We start from the raw sequence: 21,975 nt of genomic DNA, 5'->3' as shown, positions 1-21,975 counted from the left end.
ACCTTGAGTTTATTTAATTATTTAAGAAAAGAATGTAACGATGAAAACATATAAATTGTTATTATTAAGCTTGGGCGTTTTTTGCTTCACTGCGTGTGAAAAAGAACTGGACCGAGATTTAACGGATGCCAATGTGAGCGTGGCAACTGATGAGAATGTAAGGTATGAGGGAAATATCTTGACTGTAAAGAAAGGAACTCCGATCACATTCCTTCTTCATGGTGATCCGGATTATGTGTCTTTCTTTAGTGGTGAGCTTGGTCATCAATATGTCTATCGAGATCGGAAAGAATATTCGGCTGAAGATGTTGAATCGTGTGAGTTGAAGTTTGGAATTTGGACAGCAACAGGAAATGCAAATTCATGTACTAACCAATTGGATGTCTTTTATATGGCTGAAGAACAAGCCCCTAATTTAGAAACTACTACATTTTTTCCGGGAATGAGTAAGACTGATTTTGAAGCGGACTCGATTTTAGTAGAAAAAACGACAGAATGGAAAGCTTTGATATCACGGGAAGAGTTGCCTAACAAAGTGTTAGGTAGTGCTGCCAGTGCGCTAAATTATAGTAGATCAGTAAAAGAATTTATAGGTAAAAAGTTTACACTGGCTATTGTGCTGAATAAAGATGGGAAAAAGGCATCAGATTATCCAACTTATAGTGATGGAACTCCTATCCCTCAGTCTACATTCAACTTTACTGGTATGCGTGTTGAAACAACTTGGAGAAACGGACGTGTGACAACTGCTTATGCATCTTCTTTCGGCTTTACTCCTTTGAATATGAAGAATAAAACAGTGTTTAAGGATCAGGATGAGATTAATATGCCCAAAGACCGTGAGTATGGTTCTGTATCAACAGGAGTTTCGGGTATGTGGAATTTGAGCAGTATAGCAAATGGCGGATTCACCGTTACAGGAGCGGCTTCTGGTTTTGATTGGAAATATACTTGGTTGGTTTCTGATTATTTGAATTTCCTTGAATGTCCGGAACCAGATTTACCCGTGAAGGTAAAAGATGTTTCTTTGGATGTGGATACTTATAGTTATACATACGATCAGGTGGGTACTTATACCGCTACATTCCTGATGAATAATTTTAGTTATGCACATGAGGATTCTAAGGTTTGTGAGTTGATAATCAATGTAACAGAATAACTTTAAATACTATACAGATTATGAAGTACATAAAATTGTATATACTTTTCTTCTTGATGATCTTTGCCGTTACAGGTTGTACAACGGATGATTTGAAAGATGATGTGAACGACCTGAAAGATAGGGTGACGCTTATTGAGGAACAGGTGAAATTGTTGAATGATAATTTGGCGGTGATAGCTTATATTCTTGACACGCAGAATAAGACAATCAGTGAGGTGAAGAATGTAACCGATAATGGAGAGGTTACACAGAAGAAAATTGTTCTGAGCGATGGTACGGAATTGACGTTGACTATAGGTAAACCTGGAACTATAAATGAGCCTGAAGTTACAGTAGGAGAAGATAAAATGTGGTATATCAATGGAGAACCTACCGGTGTGATAGCCATAGGTGAGCCGGGAAAAAATGGTGAAGGTTATCCTGAGTTCCGTGTGCAGGATGGTGATTGGCAGGTACGCTTTGGTGACGGTGAGTGGAAGCCTGTAACTGGCGGTGAAAATGTGGCTGACGGTTCTTTGGGCGATCAGTTTTTTGTGAAAGCCGAAGTGGTAGATGATAATTTTGTGGTAACAATGACAGATGGCATGGTACATACACTTCCTATTGTTGCCGATTTAGCTTGCGCTATTGATAAGACAAGCATAGGTTTAGACGAAGAGGGTTTTTGGGTAATCGAGAAAGATACAAGAGTAGAAGTGCTTGTGAAGATAACAGGTGAAAATCCGCAAGTTACTTATCCGCAGGGTTGGAGGGCGACATTGAGTGAACTGGAAACTGCGGATGATAAAGGTAACAATTATAAATTGTATATCTATGCTCCTGCTGCTACAATCAAGACTATGAATACTCGTGCTGCTGCGAATAACACTTCCGATATAACTGTTCAGGTGCAGAAAGGTTCATTGTGGGCGGTAGATAAGATAAAAGTGAAAACACCGAAAGAACTGAACACAAATGAAGGAAAATATAATGATGGTCAAGCGATCCGTGTAGGTGGATTGGAAATAACAAGAGAATTATATGGTGATATTAAGGCTGTTCCTGCAGATGGTAAATTGACTGAAGGTGGTGTCTATTTCATTTCTGAAAATGGAAAGTCGTTGATTTATGATTTGCCTATTTCGGGTGTGACAGATTTAATTATCCTGCCAAATACGGAAGAGATAACAGATATAAAATTAACGGTGACTAAGCAGATTTATTTGAATAGGACATTTGTTTGTCAGAATGTGGCTCTTTTGAATAAAGTTGTAAATCAAGATTCATTTCATTATCCATTGCGTGTGATGGGTGAGACAGGTGTGAATATAGTGATGGACCATTGTAAAATAGAGAATCTAGTTGTTACTAAGGGATTTGCGATGGGAGGTGCGTCTAAAGCTACATTGGATAATTTTATTATTACCAATTCGGACATTGAAATAGCAATGGGCGGAAGCGGTTTCTACTTAATGACTCAAATGGGAAGTAAGAATGTTAATGTCGAAAATAACTTAATCTATAATTCTTCTGAAACAGATGTACTGGAGGCTAAAATATGCAATAGTAATTTGTTAACAATAGAGAACTTAAACTTGGCATCCAATACGCTTATTGACATAGAATCATCCGGAACGAGTGTTTATGGACTTATTAGAGGGACCGTAACCAATGCGACTGTGAAGAATAATCTTTATTGGTTGTCTAAAGCTAAGAAAGGAGCATTTTTCTTCTCAGGAAATGCTTCTACGGTGGCTAATTTAAATGTCGGCAATAACTATGGATATTCTAGCTCAGGGAAGCAGTTGCGTATGTTTCAGAGTGCTGCGATAAATCCGGATATTGAATTAGTGGCTGATTTGTTTGCAACTTTCGACAAATCAACCGGCACATTTGTTCCTAAAGATGAATATAAAGCCTACGGTGCTCAACGTTAAAACTAAGATAATATGAAAAAGATATTAATACTACTATTAAGCCTATTACCTGTCATTACTTTTACAGCGTGTGATGATAAGGATGATATACGCAAAGACATTGATGAACTGAATGCTCGCTTGGACGCATTAACCGATAATTTGGAAAGTCTGAATACAAGCATTAAATCTTTCCAAGAGGCTATGCAGGGAATTGTTCTTATCACTGAATATTCTATGGATGAGAAAGGCAATTATACCTTGAAAATGAGTGATGGTATGGAACTGACTGTTTATAGCGGATTACCTGACGAAGATATACCGGTATTGGGAGTCAGTGAAGACGGTTATTGGACCTATACTCTCAATGGTGAAACAATAAAATTGTCTAGCAAGGCAAAGCCTGAAGACGGAAAAGACGGTGAAACGCCGACGATCTCAATTGATGAAGAGGGCTATTGGTGTTATACCATTGCAGGTGGCGAAACACAGCGTATCGGAGGACCTTATAACATTGCGGATATTACAAAGATTCCCGGAAGTATATTTGCGGATGTGGTGGTTAAGGATAATGTAATGACTTTTTCTTTTGTAGGAGGAGGTACAACAGATATTCCTCTGTTGGGAGGACTGAATATGACTTTTGCAGATGGAGCAACTAGTCTGACCTCTGTAACGATTGCGAAGAATACTCTGAAAGAGTTGAAAGTAGAACAGATTAATGTGGATAAGATAATCATTGATCCTACACCTCTGATGGTAGATTTGACCGATACGTCATTGACTATTCAGACGACAGGGGTAGATCCGGGAGTGTATGATGTTCATTTTCAGATATTCTCTAAGGAGGGCTATCGTTTGATTAAATCGTTGAAAGTGACAGTTAGTGAATAAGTGGAATCAATAAAGTAAAGAAATTATTATGAGATACTATAAATCATTCATATTATTCAGTTTGTTGGCACTAGTCTTTGTTGCGTGTGACACAGACGATTTGGAAAAGGACATTGATGCCTTGAAAGACCGTGTGGCGAGTGTGGAAGCACAAGTACAACGGTTGAACGATGAGATGAATATCTTGCGTGTAGCATTGGATGGCAATAAAACGATTACAGATTATTCCATTGATGGTGACACCTATACGTTGACTTTAAGCAATGGTGAGACATTGACATTGACGCAGGGCGAGGTAGGAGGTAATTATCCATCTATTGATATCAGTGATGACGGTTATTGGGTAATTGCCGGAAGCAAGACCGAATGGCGTGCTAAAGCAGAAAACGGTGAGGATGCGACGATAACTCCGCAGTTTAAGATTGAAGCGAACCCAGATGCTGATGGCAAGAAGTATTGGCAGGTAAGCTACGATAATGGTTCTACTTGGAAGTTTTTGGAAAATGGCTTAGCAGAAGGAGTAAATGAAAATACTCCGTTGATAAATAAAGTAGAGGTGAAAGACGGCTGTTTCAATGTTACGATTGGCAGTGAAGTTTACCAAATTCCTGTAGTGAAAGGTTTGGAATGTGCCATCAATGTTCCGGAAAGTGTGGCTGACGGGGCTTGGATGATAGCTGGTGGCGTTGAGGCTTCTTTTACAGTAAAAGTAAATTTGGCAGATGGTGATTTGGTTAGGGTAAATGCTCCGGCAGCTTGGAATGCGAAAGTTTCAGAGTATTCAGCCGGTACTACGGAAGTTACCGTAACCGTAACTCCTCCTTCCACTCCGAGTGAATGTACAATTAGGGTAGAAGTCACTCATGGAGTAAATACAGCTACTGATCAAATAAAGGCTAAAACGATTTCGGACAGTTACTGGGCGGAGTATCAGGCTGGATTTGATATCAAGATTGGGGATGTGGTGATTAATAAGTTTGATTATCCGGATGCGAAACTACTTCAAGATGGTGAAACTGTTCCTGCTACAGGTGTTTATTTTATTGCAGATGGTGCTACTGTGAAAAAAAGTGGTCCTGTTACTGATTTAGTTTTGATTGCAGAAAGGAAAGATAATAAATATTCTTCTAAAATATCTACCACAGGTAATATCTCTTTAGGAAATTTAGCAGAAGGCATAGGCTTCTTATGTAAAGGTGTTTCTTTGTCATCAGAAGGAACTAGTAGTGTCTATTGGTTTAATCTATCTGGGAATATAATTGAGAGATTGTATTTTGATCATTGTAGAATCGAGTTTATGGTAGACAAAAATTTCTCAAATTTCAATAACGCTAAATCTGGTATAAAGAATTTATTGATAGAATCTTGCCATATAGCGATACCGGCACAGCAAGCTAAAGAAGATCGGACAGCCTTGTTTTTAAGATATGATCAAGGACAATATGGCAATATGACGATACGTAATAATGTATTTTACTGTACAACAGAAAATAAAGCAGTTTCATTAGCTCCATTAATGACAACAGCTAAAGCCACTGTGCTGGATGGAATAGATGTTTGTATTGAGAATAATACCTTGATAAATACATTATTGAATCATGATAACTCTACTTCTGGTCTTATGAAGATACCTTATAGGAAAGGATGGAAGATGAAGAATAATTTAGTTTGGTATGATGTAGCTCTTATAGCAAATAAAAATGCAACGGCTAGCTTCTTATCAGAATTAGGAAGTATGGAGACTTTTGATATTGAAGATATCTCCAATAACAAAGTATTCACAACTATTGAAGACAATCCGTTGATATGGGGTATTTTTAGAGATAATAAGGTTTTTGAGGATAATGTCATAATCCCAGAGTTAACAACTCCGTTTGTTGATGGCACACTTGTTGATACCGAAGGTAAATACACTCTTAAGCCTGAATATCAAGGCATAGGTGCAACAATCGAATAGTTGTTGCAACAGATTAGAATAAATAAAGGAGAGTCTGTTGGCATGAATAGAAGCTGGCAGATTCTTCTTTTCTTATTGTACCACTTAAATTCGAAAAACATGAAATATCGTTTACACTATTTGGCTACTTGTTTATTTATTGCTATGTCATTTATATCTTGTTCAGATGATGAAGTAATAAGTAATCAACCTATTCCAGAGCAACCTGAACAGTTAACGGAACTTATTGCTCAATACAACACTAATATTTCCGCCTATCAGGCCATGATGGATAATAAAGCGGAGATTGTTGATTATATCACTGATAGTAAAGGCTTCTATAAATTGCAACTTAGCAATCAACAGATTGTAGACGCTAATGCTCAGGCTACTGAAGATAAAGATATTCCTCTTCTGAGTATTGACGAAGATGGTTATTGGAATTATCTGTTAGGCGGGACTTCAGCTGTCCTTACTGACCTGCAAGGAAATCCTGCTCCTGCTTTAAGCAAGACGGGGAAAGGTATATTTACTCCTCAAATTGCATTAGGTAAAGACGGTTATTGGCAGGTTTCTTACAATGGAATTCAATGGAAACGTTTAGGTGATAATATTGCTCCATCGTTGGCTGAGAAAACGGCTGCTAACTTTTCTCTTTATCGTTCCGTTATTTTAGATGAAGTAACCAATACTATTACTTTAGAATCTCGTGCGGGTAACGGTATACTTAAACTGAATACGGTTAATAATGGTACGGCACAGGCATGGAAGAAATTTTTAATGAATAGTGATGATAATGTGTTGCTGGATTATTCGTATGCCGGATATGATCACGGTGAAACTGCTCCTAAGGATGGTTTTGCTTGGGGGTATAAGGTTTGTAATGTGAAACAACGCATGGAACAGGAGAATATTACTGCTTTAGAAGCTTTTATTCGTATATTGGATGAAAATAAACTTATTCGTAAAACGACTTCGAATGCTACTAATGCGAATGCCAAGATTGTGATTTACTTTCCTGCAGGTGAGTATGTTCTGCATGAAGAAGCTGGAAAGAACTTCCCTTATGATATTTTAGGAGGAAACTTCATTATCAAGGGGGATGGTCCTCAATTGACTTGGCTGGTGATGAAAACGCCGAATGGAGATACGGAGGCTACTAATGTTCCTATGTTAAGTATCAAACATACTAATAGCCCGAATAATGCAGGACATTCTCCGTTATTGGCGAATGTTGTAGAAAATGCGAAGAAAGGTGAGTCTAATCTTGTGGTTTCTTCAACTACCGGATTGAAGCCGGGTAAATGGGTACAGTTACGTTTGCGGAGTGGTAATAAAGATTTATTGGCAAAAGAACTTGGTCCTATTACCCCGACCGGTTCGTGGTCAATAGAACAACAGCCTGTTCCTATTACGGCAGAGAAATCTAATGATAATTACGGAATTAAAGTTACGGAATTTCATCAAATAAAATCAGTCGGTGGTAATCGCGTTGTTTTCTATGAACCGATTATGCATGATATTGACACCCAGTATGACGATTGTTTGGGTTGGGAAATTCGCGAATATAAGTATTACGAAAATGTGGGAATAGAGGATTTAACTTTCGTAGGCCAGGCAATCACTCCCTATTATCATCACGGTGATGGTGCACCGAGTAACGTAGATGCATGGCGATATGATCAAGAATATAGACCGATCGCTATGGTACGATTAGTTAATTCCTGGGTACGTAATGTAGATTTTGAGAGTGTAAGTGAGGCGTTGACTATTTCCGAATCAGCCAATTGCTCTGCCTATAATATTGAAATCAGAGGTAATCGTGGACATGGAGCAGTACGTTCTGCCGGTTCGACACGTATATTCATTGGTAAGATAAATGATCAAAGTAAAGATGGAACTGCTAATAAATACGGAGTTATCGGTCAAGGACAGTGGCATGGATGTGGTGTTTCCAAACCAAGTATTGGTAATGTGATTTGGAATTCGAACTGGGGTAGTAATGCTTGTTTCGAATCTCATGCCACACAACCTCGTGCTACTCTATTTGATAATTGTAGTGGTGGGTTGGTTCGTTATCATGCAGGTGGCGCAGAAGATGAGGCGCCGAATCATTTGAGTGATTTGACTATATGGAATCTGAATGTGACCGGAACAATTGATGAACAGAAGCGAGACTTTTCTACTAATTTCACTTGGTGGAATAATACAGATAAGTGGTGGAAGATTTATCCGCCTATCGTAGTCGGTACTCATGGCCAGGCCGTGACATTCTCACAAGAGGAAAACCAGCTTGCTTATGAAGAAAGTACTGGAACGAGGGTTACTCCCGAGTCTCTTTATGAGGCACAGTTGGAAAAACGTCTGGGAGCAGTACCAGCTTGGTTAAGGGCTTTGAAATAATAATACTTGAATAAATGAATAATTTCGTAAAGAAATTCCGGCAAATGGCACCTGTGATAAGTATGATTATATCACAGGTGTTGTTGCTTGGATGTAAGGATGAAGACTCAAAAGAATATATCGAAGGGCAGATTCCGGAGACGGAGGTTGCTGCGTATATTGCACAAATGAATCAGGATATTGCTGATATGCAGCAGTTGGCAGATGGAAAGTTGAGGGTACTCACTTATTTCCAGGAACAGGACAATGTTTGGGTAATGGAGTTGGAGAACGGTCATCTTCTAAGGATCTATCCAGAGGTAGGGAAAAACGAAAAAAAGGAAATTCCCATATTGGGGATTAATGAAGAAGGATATTGGATATACGAGTTCTATAATACGGAGGACATACTGACTGACGTGAACGGTGAGCCGGTAGCTGCCCTTGCCAAAACGGGAAAGGGGACATTTGTACCACGGTTGAGGCTAAATGAAAAGAACTATTGGGAAGTGTCATTCAACGGGATGCAATGGAAGCAACTGACTAGTAGGCCGACAGATGTGATATCTACTACATCGGCTGCTTATTCTTTAATGAATGGACTTGTCGCTGATGAAAAAAATAAGACTGTCGGTTTGTCTTTGTGTTGTGGAGAGTTGATAATAACTTCTGTTGTGCTGGGAAAAGGTACTACTGAAGCTTGGAATAAATTTGTGTTAGGAACTTCGGATAATGTTCTGCTCGATTTTTCGTATGCCGGATATCATCATGGGGAAGTAGCTCCTCCAGATGGCTTCTCTTTGGGATATGAGGTGATGAATGTGAAAGAACGGATGAATGCGAAAAATCTGACAGCTCGGGCTGCATTGATTGATATTTTGCAAGAGAAGAATCTGACCCGCAAGAATGATACAAATGGCAATAATCCGAATGCCCGTGTTGTGATCTATTTCCCTGAAGGAGAGTATGTGTTGCATAATGAGGACGATAATGGTATGAGAGAGCCGGAAGCGGGAAAGACGTATGCAACAGATAGTAAAGGGAATAATACAAGTTATAGTATTCCTATTACTGGCGGACATTTGGTTATTAAAGGTGACGGTCCGGATAAGACTAAGTTGATTATGGCGACTCCTAATTTGCCCGGAAGTACAGAGGTGATGTATTCATCTCCATGTATGTTTGAACTGAAACATAATTCGGATACCCGCAAGATGTGCACTGTAACCTCTGACGCAAAAAAAGGTACCTATGTGGTAGAAGTAGATGATGCAACCGGTTTGAACAAGGGTGATTGGGTGTGTCTGTATTTAAAGGATAATACTCCTGAACTGGTAGATAAAGAATTGTCTCCATATAAGGCGGAGGCAACGATGACTAATATAATAGAGAATGGTGTACAGATACAGGATTTCCATCAGATTATAGCTAAAAGTGGTAATCGTATTACTTTTAAAGAGCCGATTATGCATGAAGTGGAAGCACGTTGGAAATGGGAGATTCATCGGTATCCGCATTATGAAGAAGTGGGAGTGGAGGATTTGTCTTTTGTGGGACAGGCAAAAGATGATTTCAAACATCATGGCACTTGGGAGGACGATGGTGCATACAAGCCGTTGAATATGGTTCGATTGACTAATTCATGGATGCGGCGTGTGAAGTTCACAAGTGTGAGTGAAGCTACTTCCATTATCAATAGTGCCAATGTGTCGGCTTATGATATCACGATAGATGGTAATCGCGGACATTCCGCTATCCGTTCCGCAGGTTCTTCGCGTGTGTTTATCGGTAAGGTGACAGACCGTACGAATGGATTGTTGATTGATGATAGAAATACACGTGAGGAAGGTGCCGGACAATATCACGCTTGCGGTGTTTCCAAACCGAGTATGGGGGCGGTTATCTGGCGTGTGCATTGGGGGAAAGACGCTTGCTTCGAGTCTCATGCCACACAACCTCGTGCCACATTGATAGATGCTTGTAAGGGTGGGTTCATGCAATTCCGTCAGGGAGGTGATTATGATCAGTTGCCTAATCATTTGGATGATCTTACTATTTGGAATATGTATTCGGAAAGATCCCGGGTTGCAAGTGGTAATTCCGCTCCTTCCGGAGTATTCGATTGGTGGCGTATCGGCTTTAAAGGGTGGAAATTCTTGCCACCGACGATTGTCGGTTTTCATGGCGATCCGTTGAATTTTGTACAAGAGCAGGTAAAGCTTGACGAAAGTCATGGTACTCCGGTAGAGCCGGAGTCATTGTATGAGGCACAATTGGAACGTCGTTTGGGTTTTGTGCCTGATTGGCTGAAAGCGTTGAAATAGGTATAAAGAAAGCTACTACAAAAGATAAATAATTATGAAATTGAAGAACTGGATTGGTTTATTACCATTTTGTGTAGGGATATGTCTATCCCCTTATACTATGGGTAATGTCCACACAAACTATTCGGCACAGACAGAAATGTCAGTGTCTGATGTGGAAGTGAAGAAGAAAGAGTTGAAGGAGTTTAGGAAGAAATATAAACTGCCTGCTCCGAAAGCGAATCAAAGAGAAATAGATGCCGCTTTGATGCAAGTACAGCTATGGCAGTTGGAACGGTACGATGAAAAGACTGTTACCGGAGTCTCACCGTTTAAAGAAAAAGTGACTCTTCAGCAAGGACGGGATATTGCCAAAACGGTACGTGTGTTGGCCTTTGCTGCTGAACGTGACGGAGGAGATGCGGAAGAAAGTTTCAATCTCTATTTGGATTTTCTCTTTACGGAGAAAGTTATAGAGCGTATGCCCAAATATAAATATAGTAACTATAATGATGTACGCAGAGTTCCGGCAGATTTCTTGAGTGCCTTGTCTGTATGTGACGATGTACGTAAAAGTCGGTTAATTGCTGCTGTGTGGAATTTGCTGGAGGCGGACCGATTATATCTCAGTGCGGAAGAGTTGAGACTGAAGGTGAACTCAGACTATATTTATAATGTTCTTCCGCATTTGTTTATTTGTGCGGTTCATAACCCAAATGATGAACAAGCTATCAAGGACTTAACCGCTTTCTCTCATTTCCTGTCGGGATGTACCCAGTACAGCCCTAGCGGATATGATATACTGAAACCTGACGGAACAGGATTTCATCATAATACCCATTATAACGGATATATGTATTCATATCGCACTTGGGTGGAATATATGGGACGACTGAAAGGCACTTCCTTCCGTATTGAGAAGGAGGCGTATCAACGGATGAGCAAAGCTGTGGTTAGTATTTATTTGATGGCGGTACGTTCTGAATCGGATAAAGACCGTTATTTTGCGAATAGTATGGCGGGCAGACACCCTTTTACCGGTTTGGGGATTAATTTCTCGCGACAATTGTTTGAGACATTGATTGAAGTGGGAGGAGATGTGCTAGGGATTCCGTATGATCAGGAATTAGCTTCTTACTACAATTATTTTTATAAGACGAAGAAGTATAAGGACGCTCCCGAACTGAAAGCGGATGGCTTTTATCAGTTTAATTTCAGCCCGGCAGGAGTTTACAGACAGGGTAATTGGCTGGCAGTGATGCGTTGTCCGACTACCAACTTCTGGGGTGGAGAGATATATAATAAAACCAACCGGTTCGGCAGATACCAAAGTCATGGAACGCTGGAAATACTTTATGAAGGTGGACTTGCCAAGTGTGGTTATCCCGCTGATAAAGAAAAGAAGAGTGCCGGTTGGGACTGGAATATGATGCCCGGAAGTACTACAGTACATTATACGGATTGGAAGGAAATGACGCCTAATAAAAATGATGCTGACCGTTTCGACCAAAAATCAACAACGACTAATTTTGCAGGAGCATTGGCTTGGAAAGACTGTGGCCTTTTTGCGGCTGCTTTCGATCAGGATGATCGTTGGGGAAGTCGTCGTTTTGAACCGACTAACCTTTCTTTCTGCAAGTCTGTATTTGCCGTTGATGGAATGTTGTATAGTCTTGGTACTGATATAGAGGCGAAAGGCGACTATTCGGATGAATGGATTACTGCTACAAATCTTTTCCAATCTATTGTATCTAAAGAATCCGGAGATATGACTGTAAACGGACAGATAATGAAAGCAGGAAAAGAACAGATTATAGAACCACAGGTTGCCGCTTGGATGGTTACTCCTACCACTACCGGGTATTTTGTTCCGAAAGGACACGACCGGTTGGTGATTAAGTACGGTGAACAGACTACTCCTTCATCAGCGGGTATGGCTGCCGGAATGGGAAAGGAGACTGCTGCAAAGGCTTATCTTCATCATGGGGTGAAGCCGGAAAAGAAAAGTTACCAGTTTATGGTTGTTCCGGGTACTACTTCCGAACGGATGAAGGAACTTGCCAAGAAGCAAGAGCAGGAGAAACTGTTTAAGGTCATCACTGCACAAGATTCTGTGCATATAGTGAAGTATCTTCCTACATCTACCATTGCATACGCTCTGTTTGCTCCGGTCTCTAATTTATCGGCGGGAGTGGTATGTGCTTCTAAAACGGAGTTACTGGTAATGGAACGTCTGGATAAAAGTGGAAGCGGACTGGAACTGGCGTTGTGCAATCCTAATCTTCGTCCGAAAACGATTGGCAAAAATAATTGGCGGACTACACCTACACAAGCTTCAATAGAGCTGAAGGGTAAATGGACTGTGAAAAGCGGTGATGAAAGCCAAAAGATTACGTTGGAAGAGAATGCAGCGGGAAATACAGTATTGAAGACTGTATTGTCCCAGGGAATGCCTGTTTATGTGTCGTTAGTGAAATAGTAGATCAAGAAAGAATGGTATGAATATGAAGAAGTTGTTAAGTATATTAATGTTGAGTTGGGCGTTTGTTTACGGACAGGCACAACAGTCGGTAGATATGGACTGGTGGCGTGAAGGTCGCTTTGGTATGTTTATTCATTGGGGATTGTATTCAGTTGCTGCCGGTGAATGGAATGGAAAGCCGGTGGATGGCATCGGTGAGTGGATACAGAATTTTGCCAAGGTCCCTAACAATGAATATGAGAAACTGGCTGATAAACTCACGTTAGCTAAATATAATCCGGAAGAATGGGTGAAATTAGCAAAGCAAGCCGGAGCTCGTTATATTGTATTTACGACTAAACACCATGAAGGCTTTTGTATGTATCCGAGCGAGGTGTCTGATTTTGATATTGAGCGTACTCCTTATAAAAGAGATCCTTTGAAAGAACTGGTAGAAGCTTGCCGTAAGCATGGGGTAAAAGTCGGATTCTACTATTCTCATCGGCAAGATTGGCGGGAAGAAGACGCTGCTGTGATGCAGAATGAATATGACGGGCATTATGGTAAGCCGAAATCGGAAGTAAAACCGAATCTGGACCGTTATATCAGGGAAAAGGCTTTACCGCAAATGCGGGAATTGCTTACCCGATACGGTAAAATTGATTTGTTATGGTATGACACTCCGTTTGACTTGACGAAAGAACAGAGTCGGACATTTGTAAATGTAGTCAGAGAATTACAGCCGGAATGTATTGTGAATGGTCGTGTGGGTTATAATCTGGGAGATTATGGAGCATTGGGAGACAATGAGATGCCTTGTTCGCGTGTGAATATGGATTTGGAAATGGTGGCTACCATGAATCATACTTGGGGATACAAAAAGAACGACCAAAACTGGAAGAGCCCGAAAGATATTCTTTGCTCATTGATAGAATGTGCGAGTCGTGGAGTGAACTATATGGTGAATATCGGTCCGAAGGAGGATGGAACCGTACCACAACCGAGCATTGATATAATGGATTTCATCGGAAGGTGGATGCAGAAGAATTCGGAAGCTGTCTACGGAACAACCGGAAATCCTTTTAATGATAACTTCCCTTGGGGGTATGTTACACATAAGGGTAATGTGATTTATCTGCATCTTTTGAGGGAACCTCTGAACCGTTGTATTGCATTGAAGGGTTTGTTGACATCCATTACAAAGGCAGAAATACTTGCTTCCGGTAAGAAAGTGACGGTGACTGATCAATCGTATCCGGTATTGACAGTGCCTGCTCATCTGAATTATGATGAAATTCCGGTGCTGAAGTTGGTATGTAAGTCTCCGGTGCGTTTTAGCGAGGATAATTACATGAACGAAAATGTAGTCAGTATTCCGGTGGCAAATGGTAAGATTATTCCGGGCAAAGAGGGAAGTTTGACGATTGCTGAGGGTGGAAATACACAAAACTTCCATGCAGGTACTGGTAAGTTGCAGCTGAAATGTGTGATTGATGAGCCGGGTACTTACAAAGTACGTGTATTCACCAGTCGCCATTGGAGAAGATCATTTGCTGAGGGAGCTAGAATTACATTGAAAGTGGATGATAATACTCCGTTCAATTCCGTATTGATGAAGAAAGACGGGGAGTTGTCCAATGTACGCCAGAACTCCTACCCGGAAACATGGAGTGATATCGGTACGGTACACTTCAAGCAGAAAGGCACAAAAGGGTTGGAACTTTCTGTGAATGCAACAGGCACGTTTAGCCGTTTGGGATTCTTTGGGGAGGATATCCAGAATGAGAGTGAGAAAAACATTCGCTTTATGAGAATAGAGCTAATCAAAGAAGCCTACTGATGTTCAAAGAGCAGACAATTCTTTACTTTTATGAAATAACTTTTTTCAACAGAGGTCAAAGTAAAAGAGAGGAGCCTCACGGTTCCTCTCTTTAGGGGGTTAAATTGATTAAAGTCCGATTTTATTATACGTTTTCAATAAGGTTAGAAAAATCGTGTGATATATTGCTTTTTGTTGTAACGCATATTCACTGTTTTATATTTTCTACAAATGTATGGATTTTGCGTGGGTGTAGTGGGTGTTATTATTCAAGATAGGTGCAAAATCATACAAATCTATTATTCTCATATTTCTATTCTTCTTTTACACTTTCCAATAATGCGGATAACTCTTTTACAATCTCGGGATGTGACTTCGCTATATTTGTTTTCTCCGATGGGTCGGATGAGAGATCATATAGCTGAGGCTGCTTGTCATTACCCAGTTCCATCTTTGTCCAGAATTCAATAGCAGGACCATCGCTTGGTTCAATATATTTCCATTCTCCCTTAACAATGGCAAGTGTGTTATTCAGGTTTTGTTGGACTACATACTCACGACCTGTATTGTTTTTGCCTAAAAGCACATCCAGATGTTCCTGGCTGTCGGGGGCTGCACCCTTGCGCAAGGGCTGATTCAGAAGCGAAGCAAGTGATGCGTAAGTGTCGATCTGCGAGAAAAGAGCTTGTTGTTTGGAAGGCTGTATTTTAGCAGGCCAGCGAATGATAAAAGGAATGCGGGTACCGGCTTCGTAAGCACTGTATTTGCCACCGCGATAGATTCCCATTGGAGTATGACCATTGAGATTCTCGTAGGCATAGTCCTGATAGCCGTCGTCAATCACGGGACCGTTGTCGCTGGTAAAGATCAGGATAGTGTTGTCCGCTATGTTGAGGCTGTCCAATGTGTGCATGATTTCACCGATAGTCCAGTCTAACTGAAGAATGACATCGCCACGTGTTCCAAGTCCGCTTTTTCCTGCGAAACGTGGGTGAGGGATGCGCGGTACATGTACGTCTTGCGTACCCATATATAAAAAGAAGGGTTCTTCCTGATGGGATGCAATGAAATTCTTGGCCTTGTCAGTGATAATGTCGGCTATGTTTTCATCTTGCCAAAGAGCGGATTTTCCTCCGGTCATCCAGCCGATACGGGGAATACCGTTAATAATGGTATTGTTGTGTCCTTGACTGGGCTTTAATTTCACAAGTTCCGGATTTTCTTCTCCCGTAGGCCAGTCACCTACTTTGTGGTCGTAGCTGACGGTGATGGGATCGTTCGGATCAAGATTCACTACACGTCCGTTTTCAACGAATACACAAGGAACACGGTCTACGGTTGCCGGAATGATGAACTCATAATCGAAACCGATACTTTGCGCATTCGGACTGATTTGGCTGTTGAAGTCTGTTCCGCCTTTCGGTCCCAGTCCCAAATGCCATTTGCCTACTGCACCAGTAGCGTATCCGGCGTCTTTCAGCATATCGGCCATTGTAACGCAGGCAGTGTCGATGATAAGTTCCGAGTTTCCGGGAGCAATACCCGTGTTTTCCTGCCGCCAGGGATACATACCCGTCAAGAGCCCGAAACGGGAAGGGGTACTGGTAGCTGAAGTGGCGTAAGCATTGGTAAATTGTACTCCTTGTCCTGCCAGACGGTCAATATTGGGAGTACTAATTTTACTCGCTCCGTAACAGCTCAAGTCACCGATACCAAGATCATCCGCAAATATATAAATGATGTTCGGATTCTGAACGTTTTGTCCGTTGTTCTTTTGAGATGCGTGATTGCAGCCGGTTAGCATGGCAATGCCGGGCAATAACGGGAATAGGCGTGAAACGTTTCTCATAATGTTTATCTTTTAGGGGGTAATGTTACTGATACAAAGATAAACAATTGAGAAAACAAGGATGACTAGTAATGTACAACTGAAGTACAAAATAGTACACTCTTGATAATACCGGATATTACGCTGTTTCTTCTTCCCCTTCTTCTTTCTCTTCCCCTTTACGGTAGGCCAATGGACTGACGTGATAAATCTCTTTGAAGCACTTGCTGAAATAGCGCGAAGAAGAGAAGCCGATTCGGTCGGAGATTTCCGTGATATTTAGTTCCGGATTGTTCCGGAGCATGACAGCTCCTTTCTTGAGACGTATACTTAGGATGAAGTCGTTCGGAGTCTGTCCGGTAACGGCTTTCAACTTGGTAAACAGATTAGTACGTGCCATACCCATTTCGCGGGCGAAAATGTTGACGTTGAAATCCGGGTTGTCCAAATGGCGTTCAATAATAGCCATAGCACGGTCCAGCATTTCCTTATCCATCGGGTTGGTAGCCAGCATTTGTGCGAAAGCCTGCGGTTGCTTGCTGAATTTTTCCTGTAACAGTCTGCGGGAATTAACCAAGTTGTTGCAACGGGAAATCAGCAGGTTCGTATTGAACGGCTTGGTGATATAGTCGTCCGCACCGATTTTCAGTCCCTCAATATTATGTTCTATCGCAGTACGGGCTGTCAACAGTACCACCGGAATATGGCAGGTATTAAAGTCTGTCTTGATTCGTTTGCAAAGTTCTGTTCCGGACATACGGGGCATGACGACATCACTTAATATAATGCTAGGCATCTCTTCCCTCACTTTTTCCAAAGCCTCTTCACCGTCGGATGCGGTTGTGACCTGATAGAATGTTTCGAAAATGCTGACTAGCATTTGTTTGATAGATTCATTGTCTTCCACAATCAACATCTTGGCATCCTCAATACGCTTGTTGTTCTCTTCTTCTTTCCATGCGGTATCGGGCAATACCTCAACCGAAGGAACGAACACGTCTGTTGGTTGCTGAATGGTGGATTCTACATCTTCCTTGACGATCTGCTCTTCCGTAAAGTGTTGGTTCCCAAGCTTGAGGGTGATGATGAAGCTGCTTCCCTTGCCGGGTTCACTTTCCACACGGATAGTGCCGTGATGCAGTTCTACGATTCCCTTTGTCAGCGCCAAACCAATGCCTGTTCCGGCTCCGGTGTTTAATGAGTCCAGATGTTCGGTCTGGTAGAAACGGTCGAATATCTTATCGATTTCGGCAGCAGCAATACCCGAACCGGTATCTTTTATTTCTATGATGGCATGGTCTTGCTCCTGCGACACCTTGATTGTTATCGTATCTTCTGCTTTGGTATGTTTCAGAGCATTGGATAGAAGGTTATTGATTACTTTCTGCATCTGTTTCTGGTCATACCATACTTCAATGTCATCTGTTTGCTTGATGAAGTTGAAGTTTATCTGCTTGCTGCTTGCATACTCTAAGAAGAGCAAATAATTCTCGTAGAGGAACTCCACCAAATTATGCTTGCTCGTCTTTATTTTCATGTGTCCCTGTTCCTGTTTACGGAAATCAAGTAATTCTGTAATCAGTTCCCGCAACTGTAGACTGTTCTTATAGATTCCTAATACCTTATTATATATATTAGGAGTAAATGTCTGTACTTGTAACAACGTTTCCACTTGTCCTACAATCAGGGTAAGCGGGGTACGGAACTCATGGGAGATATTGGTAAAGAAACGAAGTTTGGACTGGTTCAGTGCTTCCAGGTCTTCGATATGCTTCTTTTCGTATTTCAATGATTCCCGCAGCTTGATACGTGAATTGTAGTTCTGGATAAGGAACCAGAACAGACTGATTGTAATGACTGTATAGATCAGATAAGCCCACCATGTCTCGTACCAGGAAGGAAGTACCAGAATCTGGAGCCGTGCCTCTTCGATACCGTCCCGTTGCGATTTGATGATTAATGTATACTTGCCCGGATTCAGGTTGGTGTATGTGATAAGCGTCTGTTGGCGGTATGTATGGTTCCACTCGTCGGAGAAACCTTCAAGGCGGTAGACTATCTCGTCTCTATTGGCGGGAATGAAATTGGATGTTGCATACTCCAGACTGAACATGGATTGATCTGATTTCAGGCTGATTTTGGGGGTATGACAGATGGATTGTTCGAGAATTCCCGTCTCATCTCCGGGAAGTACTTCTTTACCGTTGACTAACAGGCGTGAAAGAATAATACTATATGATTTCGGTGTGAAATGCAACTTCTTCTCCCAGAAAGAGATCATTCCCTGAATACCTCCCAAAAATACTTCTCCATCGTGGGTTACGAATAGGGCATTCTCATTGACGGCTGTTAACGGGAATCCGTTTTCCGTACCATAATTGTAGAACTTCTTGTGCGGATAGTCGAACTGTGAGAATCCTTGATTGGTGATTAATAATAAACTTCCTTTTTGGATAGATGATTCGAATACTTCATAGATGCAATCGCTGGATAAACCATCTTTTTGTACATCGAAATTCTCGAAGTCATTGCTCTCTTCACGATAACGGTCAAGACCGCTTCCGGAAGTGGAGAACCACAGGTTGCCACTACTATCCAGCGTAATATTGTTGATGTTATTATTGCTGAGGCTATTCGGAGTAGCCGGATTATGTGAATAATTGGTCAGCTCACCGCTATCAAAGCGATAAGAGTAAACTCCTTCTCCGGTGGCCGCAATCCATAAAGTACCATTTTTATCGAAGCAAAGGCTGGCCACCATGCCGATATTTCTTCCTTCTTTGGTCTCTTTAAAAAGTTGTCGGCAACTACCCGTGGACGGGCTGAAAAGGCAGACTCCGTTTTGTGTGGCGATGACCAGCTTGTCTTTGTAGGGTACGATATCGCGTACAATATCCGATGGCAGTGAAGCGGGATCTCCTGCTTTCATCCTATATATGGTAAAGCGATTGGTTCGCAAGTCGAGTTTATTTAATCCTCCCAGATGTGTACCAATCCACATGATGTCGTTGTTCCGGTCGTAATAGATCGCTTTTACGTTATTGTGCGAAATAGTATTTTTCCCTTCTTCATGTCGATACCAACGGTAGGTATTGCTTTTCCGGTTGTAGACATTGACACCTCCCCCTTCGGTGCAAATCCACAGATTACCGTCTTTGTCTTCTGTCATTCTTCCTACAATCGGACTGCTTAAACCTTCTTTTTCTGTGTTTCCTACTTTGTAGCGGGTGTATATTTCGTACTCCGGGTTAAAGTAATTGACACCTCCGAAATAAGTTCCTAGCCAGATGGTTCCCTGACCGTCTTTTACAATACACCAAATAGAAGAGTGAGTGAGTCCGTCCGGTCTGCTGTCATCGGCTGTGTAAACCTGGAACTGACCGCTACTTTTGTCATAACGGTTCAAACCGTAGAATGTTCCTATCCATAAATTACCGGCATTGTCTTCACAACAGCTTCTGACAAAGTCGGAACATAGACTGTTCGGGTTTTGGGGGTCATGCCGAAGATTTTTGATGTTACCGTCTGTCGTTATGTGGTATAGTCCTTCCTCCCAACTACCTATCCATAACTCTTTGGAGGAGTCTTCATAGATACTTGTGATATTGCCTTTTGTGATAGGTTGGGATACTGTTTTGTTCTCCGACAGGCAGTAAACTCCGTTGCCGGTTGTCCCCATCCAGAGGTTCTTTTTATCGTCCAGATGCAGGCAGGATAAAGTGATATCCTTTCCCGCCAAATGATAATAAAGGTCGAAGTTGCCCGTACTTTCGTTATACACGAAAACTTCCTCTCTTTTACCTATATATAGTTTCTCATTATAGTAGATGGCGTCTACATTCCCTTGCAGTAGTGTTTTAAACCGCTGAGTAGTCAGGTCAAATTCTGCGATACCGTCGGTACAAAGCAGGTACACTTTCCCCTTCTTATTTCCGGTGATACGCAATACTGTGTTGCTGAACAGGCTGTTCGGATCATTTTTTTTGAGTTTAAAACTTTTGATATCGTTACCGTTATACCGGTTCAGTCCCTCGCGTGTGCCGATCCATATAATTCCTCTTTCGTCAATATACATGCTATTGACAGAGAACTGTGAAAGGCCGTCATCCGTGGTCAAATGACTGAAAGTGATGTTTTGACCTTGTGTATGGACTGCAGAGATGCTTAAAAACAGCAGAAATAAAAGGGTTACTTTTTTCACTAATTCGTTCTTTTAAGGTATTACTATTGGCAAATATATCGTTTTTATTTGATTTCTGTGAACCTTATTAGAAGAAAGTTCGTATATTTGTATCATCCAAACGAAAGAAATATGAAAGTAAAGAAAATTAGTGCGGCTAACGTAGAGGCTTGTTCGCTTCCGAAATTGTTCGATGAAGAAAAGATTGATTTCCAACCCATTCAATGTGTTAATTGGGCTGAGTATCCCTACAAGCCTAAAGTAAATTTTCGCATAGCTCACACGCAGGACTCTATTTTGTTGCATTTTAAGGTAAAGGAAGAGAGTATACGTGCCAGATATGGAGAAGATAATGGTTCTGTATGGACCGACTCCTGTGTAGAATTCTTTTCTATACCGGCAGATGACGGGGTGTATTATAATATCGAATGTAATTGTATCGGAACGATTCTGATTGGTGCAGGTCCTGCACGCAATGGCCGTGAACATGCTCCGAAAGAAATAACCGCCCTTGTGCAACGCTGGTCCAGTTTGGGTAATGTGCCTTTTGAAGAGCAGGCTGACGAATCCGGTTGGGAAGTAGCCTTGATTATCCCTTATAAAGTGTTCTTCAAACATCAGATTGATTCTCTTGATGGAAAAGAGATAAAAGCTAACTTCTATAAATGTGGTGATGAGTTGCAGACTCCCCATTTCCTGTCATGGAATCCGATAGAAATAGAGAAACCGGATTTCCATCGTCCCGACTTTTTCGGAACATTGGAGTTTGAATAATTTCTCACCACAGAGGACGCAGAGGACACGGAGAAAGAAAGATAAAAGTACATAATCCGGATATAGGGATATTCAGTAAATGTTCCTCTTTCTAAAAAATCAAGAGAAAAGCTCACGTAAAGCAAAGCTTTTCTCTTGATTTTTTCGTTCAACTCTCCCAGTCTTCTATCTTTTTTGTAGAATATTGTTTACATATTCTTGTTTTTTCCTTCCCACCCATGCATTATGTACATGTCTTTTTTAGGGGAAGTTAAAACCTCTCCTGTTTTCCTGTTATTTTAGTCAGATTATGCTGCCTTTCTTTTTTCTTTCGACCTTTTCTATCATACATACCGCATTGG

11 protein-coding genes are annotated in these 21,975 nt (G+C 41.2%); 9 read left to right on the top strand and 2 right to left on the bottom strand.

The genetic code is table 11. From position 1 onward, the window contains the following. Nucleotides 1-40 precede the first annotated feature (40 nt). The 8 genes from BACFIN_RS15595 (at nucleotide 41) to BACFIN_RS15625 (ending at nucleotide 14,873) form a co-directional block, all read left to right on the top strand. Nucleotides 41-1,159 (top strand): DUF5017 domain-containing protein, encoded by a 1,119-nt coding sequence (locus tag BACFIN_RS15595; RefSeq protein WP_007749787.1) that lies wholly within the window; start codon nucleotides 41-43, stop codon nucleotides 1,157-1,159. 20 nt (nucleotides 1,160-1,179) lie between these two features. Continuing rightward, nucleotides 1,180-3,078 carry a PL29 family lyase N-terminal domain-containing protein gene (locus BACFIN_RS15600; RefSeq protein ID WP_007749785.1) on the top strand — a complete coding sequence of 633 codons (1,899 nt, stop codon included), beginning with the start codon at nucleotides 1,180-1,182 and terminating at the stop codon, nucleotides 3,076-3,078. A 12-nt stretch (nucleotides 3,079-3,090) separates the two neighbouring features. Next, the gene (locus BACFIN_RS15605) at nucleotides 3,091-3,951 is read left to right on the top strand and encodes a PL29 family lyase N-terminal domain-containing protein (protein ID WP_007749782.1); all 861 of its coding nucleotides are present in this window, start codon (nucleotides 3,091-3,093) and stop codon (nucleotides 3,949-3,951) included. Between the two features lie 28 nt (nucleotides 3,952-3,979). Continuing rightward, nucleotides 3,980-5,908 carry a PL29 family lyase N-terminal domain-containing protein gene (locus BACFIN_RS15610; protein ID WP_007749779.1) on the top strand — a complete coding sequence of 643 codons (1,929 nt, stop codon included), beginning with the start codon at nucleotides 3,980-3,982 and terminating at the stop codon, nucleotides 5,906-5,908. A 99-nt stretch (nucleotides 5,909-6,007) separates the two neighbouring features. Next, nucleotides 6,008-8,290, top strand: coding sequence for a DUF4955 domain-containing protein (locus BACFIN_RS15615; protein ID WP_149923694.1), 2,283 nt, complete (start codon nucleotides 6,008-6,010; stop codon nucleotides 8,288-8,290). 14 nt (nucleotides 8,291-8,304) lie between these two features. Next, complete coding sequence (locus tag BACFIN_RS0219515) at nucleotides 8,305-10,593, top strand: DUF4955 domain-containing protein (protein ID WP_007749771.1); 2,289 nt, start codon at nucleotides 8,305-8,307, stop codon at nucleotides 10,591-10,593. A 34-nt stretch (nucleotides 10,594-10,627) separates the two neighbouring features. Further along, the gene (locus BACFIN_RS15620; RefSeq protein ID WP_232281633.1) at nucleotides 10,628-13,051 is read left to right on the top strand and encodes a polysaccharide lyase family 8 super-sandwich domain-containing protein; all 2,424 of its coding nucleotides are present in this window, start codon (nucleotides 10,628-10,630) and stop codon (nucleotides 13,049-13,051) included. A gap of 25 nt (nucleotides 13,052-13,076) precedes the next feature. After that, on the top strand, nucleotides 13,077-14,873 hold the full coding sequence (locus BACFIN_RS15625) for an alpha-L-fucosidase (protein WP_230325676.1): 1,797 nt from the start codon (nucleotides 13,077-13,079) through the stop codon (nucleotides 14,871-14,873). Between the two features lie 292 nt (nucleotides 14,874-15,165). On the opposite strand, the gene BACFIN_RS15630 is transcribed toward BACFIN_RS15625, so the two are convergent. Next, entirely contained in the window at nucleotides 15,166-16,701 is a 1,536-nt protein-coding gene (locus BACFIN_RS15630; protein WP_007749768.1) for a sulfatase-like hydrolase/transferase, read from the bottom strand. Nucleotides 16,702-16,819: 118 nt separating this feature from the next. Then, complete coding sequence (locus BACFIN_RS15635) at nucleotides 16,820-20,881, bottom strand: hybrid sensor histidine kinase/response regulator transcription factor (RefSeq protein ID WP_007749767.1); 4,062 nt, start codon at nucleotides 20,879-20,881, stop codon at nucleotides 16,820-16,822. A 111-nt stretch (nucleotides 20,882-20,992) separates the two neighbouring features. Between BACFIN_RS15635 and BACFIN_RS15640 the strand changes: the two genes are divergently transcribed. Next, entirely contained in the window at nucleotides 20,993-21,634 is a 642-nt protein-coding gene (locus BACFIN_RS15640; RefSeq protein WP_007749764.1) for a carbohydrate-binding family 9-like protein, read from the top strand. Nucleotides 21,635-21,975: the final 341 nt, after the last annotated feature.

The sequence above is a fragment of the Bacteroides finegoldii DSM 17565 genome (genome assembly GCF_000156195.1).
Taxonomy (GTDB): Bacteria; Bacteroidota; Bacteroidia; order Bacteroidales; family Bacteroidaceae; genus Bacteroides; species Bacteroides finegoldii.
The sequence above is the reverse complement of the archived record's forward strand: the minus strand, read 5'-3'. Positions and strand labels throughout refer to the sequence as shown.

Bases quoted from the DNA above. Each gene is read 5' to 3' on its own strand.
- BACFIN_RS15595 (WP_007749787.1), top strand. From the start codon at position 41: ATGAAAACATATAAATTGTTATTATTAAGCTTGGGCGTTTTTTGCTTC.
- BACFIN_RS15600 (WP_007749785.1), top strand. From the start codon at position 1,180: ATGAAGTACATAAAATTGTATATACTTTTCTTCTTGATGATCTTTGCC.
- BACFIN_RS15605 (WP_007749782.1), top strand. From the start codon at position 3,091: ATGAAAAAGATATTAATACTACTATTAAGCCTATTACCTGTCATTACT.
- BACFIN_RS15610 (WP_007749779.1), top strand. From the start codon at position 3,980: ATGAGATACTATAAATCATTCATATTATTCAGTTTGTTGGCACTAGTC.
- BACFIN_RS15615 (WP_149923694.1), top strand. From the start codon at position 6,008: ATGAAATATCGTTTACACTATTTGGCTACTTGTTTATTTATTGCTATG.
- BACFIN_RS0219515 (WP_007749771.1), top strand. From the start codon at position 8,305: ATGAATAATTTCGTAAAGAAATTCCGGCAAATGGCACCTGTGATAAGT.
- BACFIN_RS15620 (WP_232281633.1), top strand. From the start codon at position 10,628: ATGAAATTGAAGAACTGGATTGGTTTATTACCATTTTGTGTAGGGATA.
- BACFIN_RS15625 (WP_230325676.1), top strand. From the start codon at position 13,077: ATGAAGAAGTTGTTAAGTATATTAATGTTGAGTTGGGCGTTTGTTTAC.
- BACFIN_RS15630 (WP_007749768.1), bottom strand. From the start codon at position 16,701: ATGAGAAACGTTTCACGCCTATTCCCGTTATTGCCCGGCATTGCCATG.
- BACFIN_RS15640 (WP_007749764.1), top strand. From the start codon at position 20,993: ATGAAAGTAAAGAAAATTAGTGCGGCTAACGTAGAGGCTTGTTCGCTT.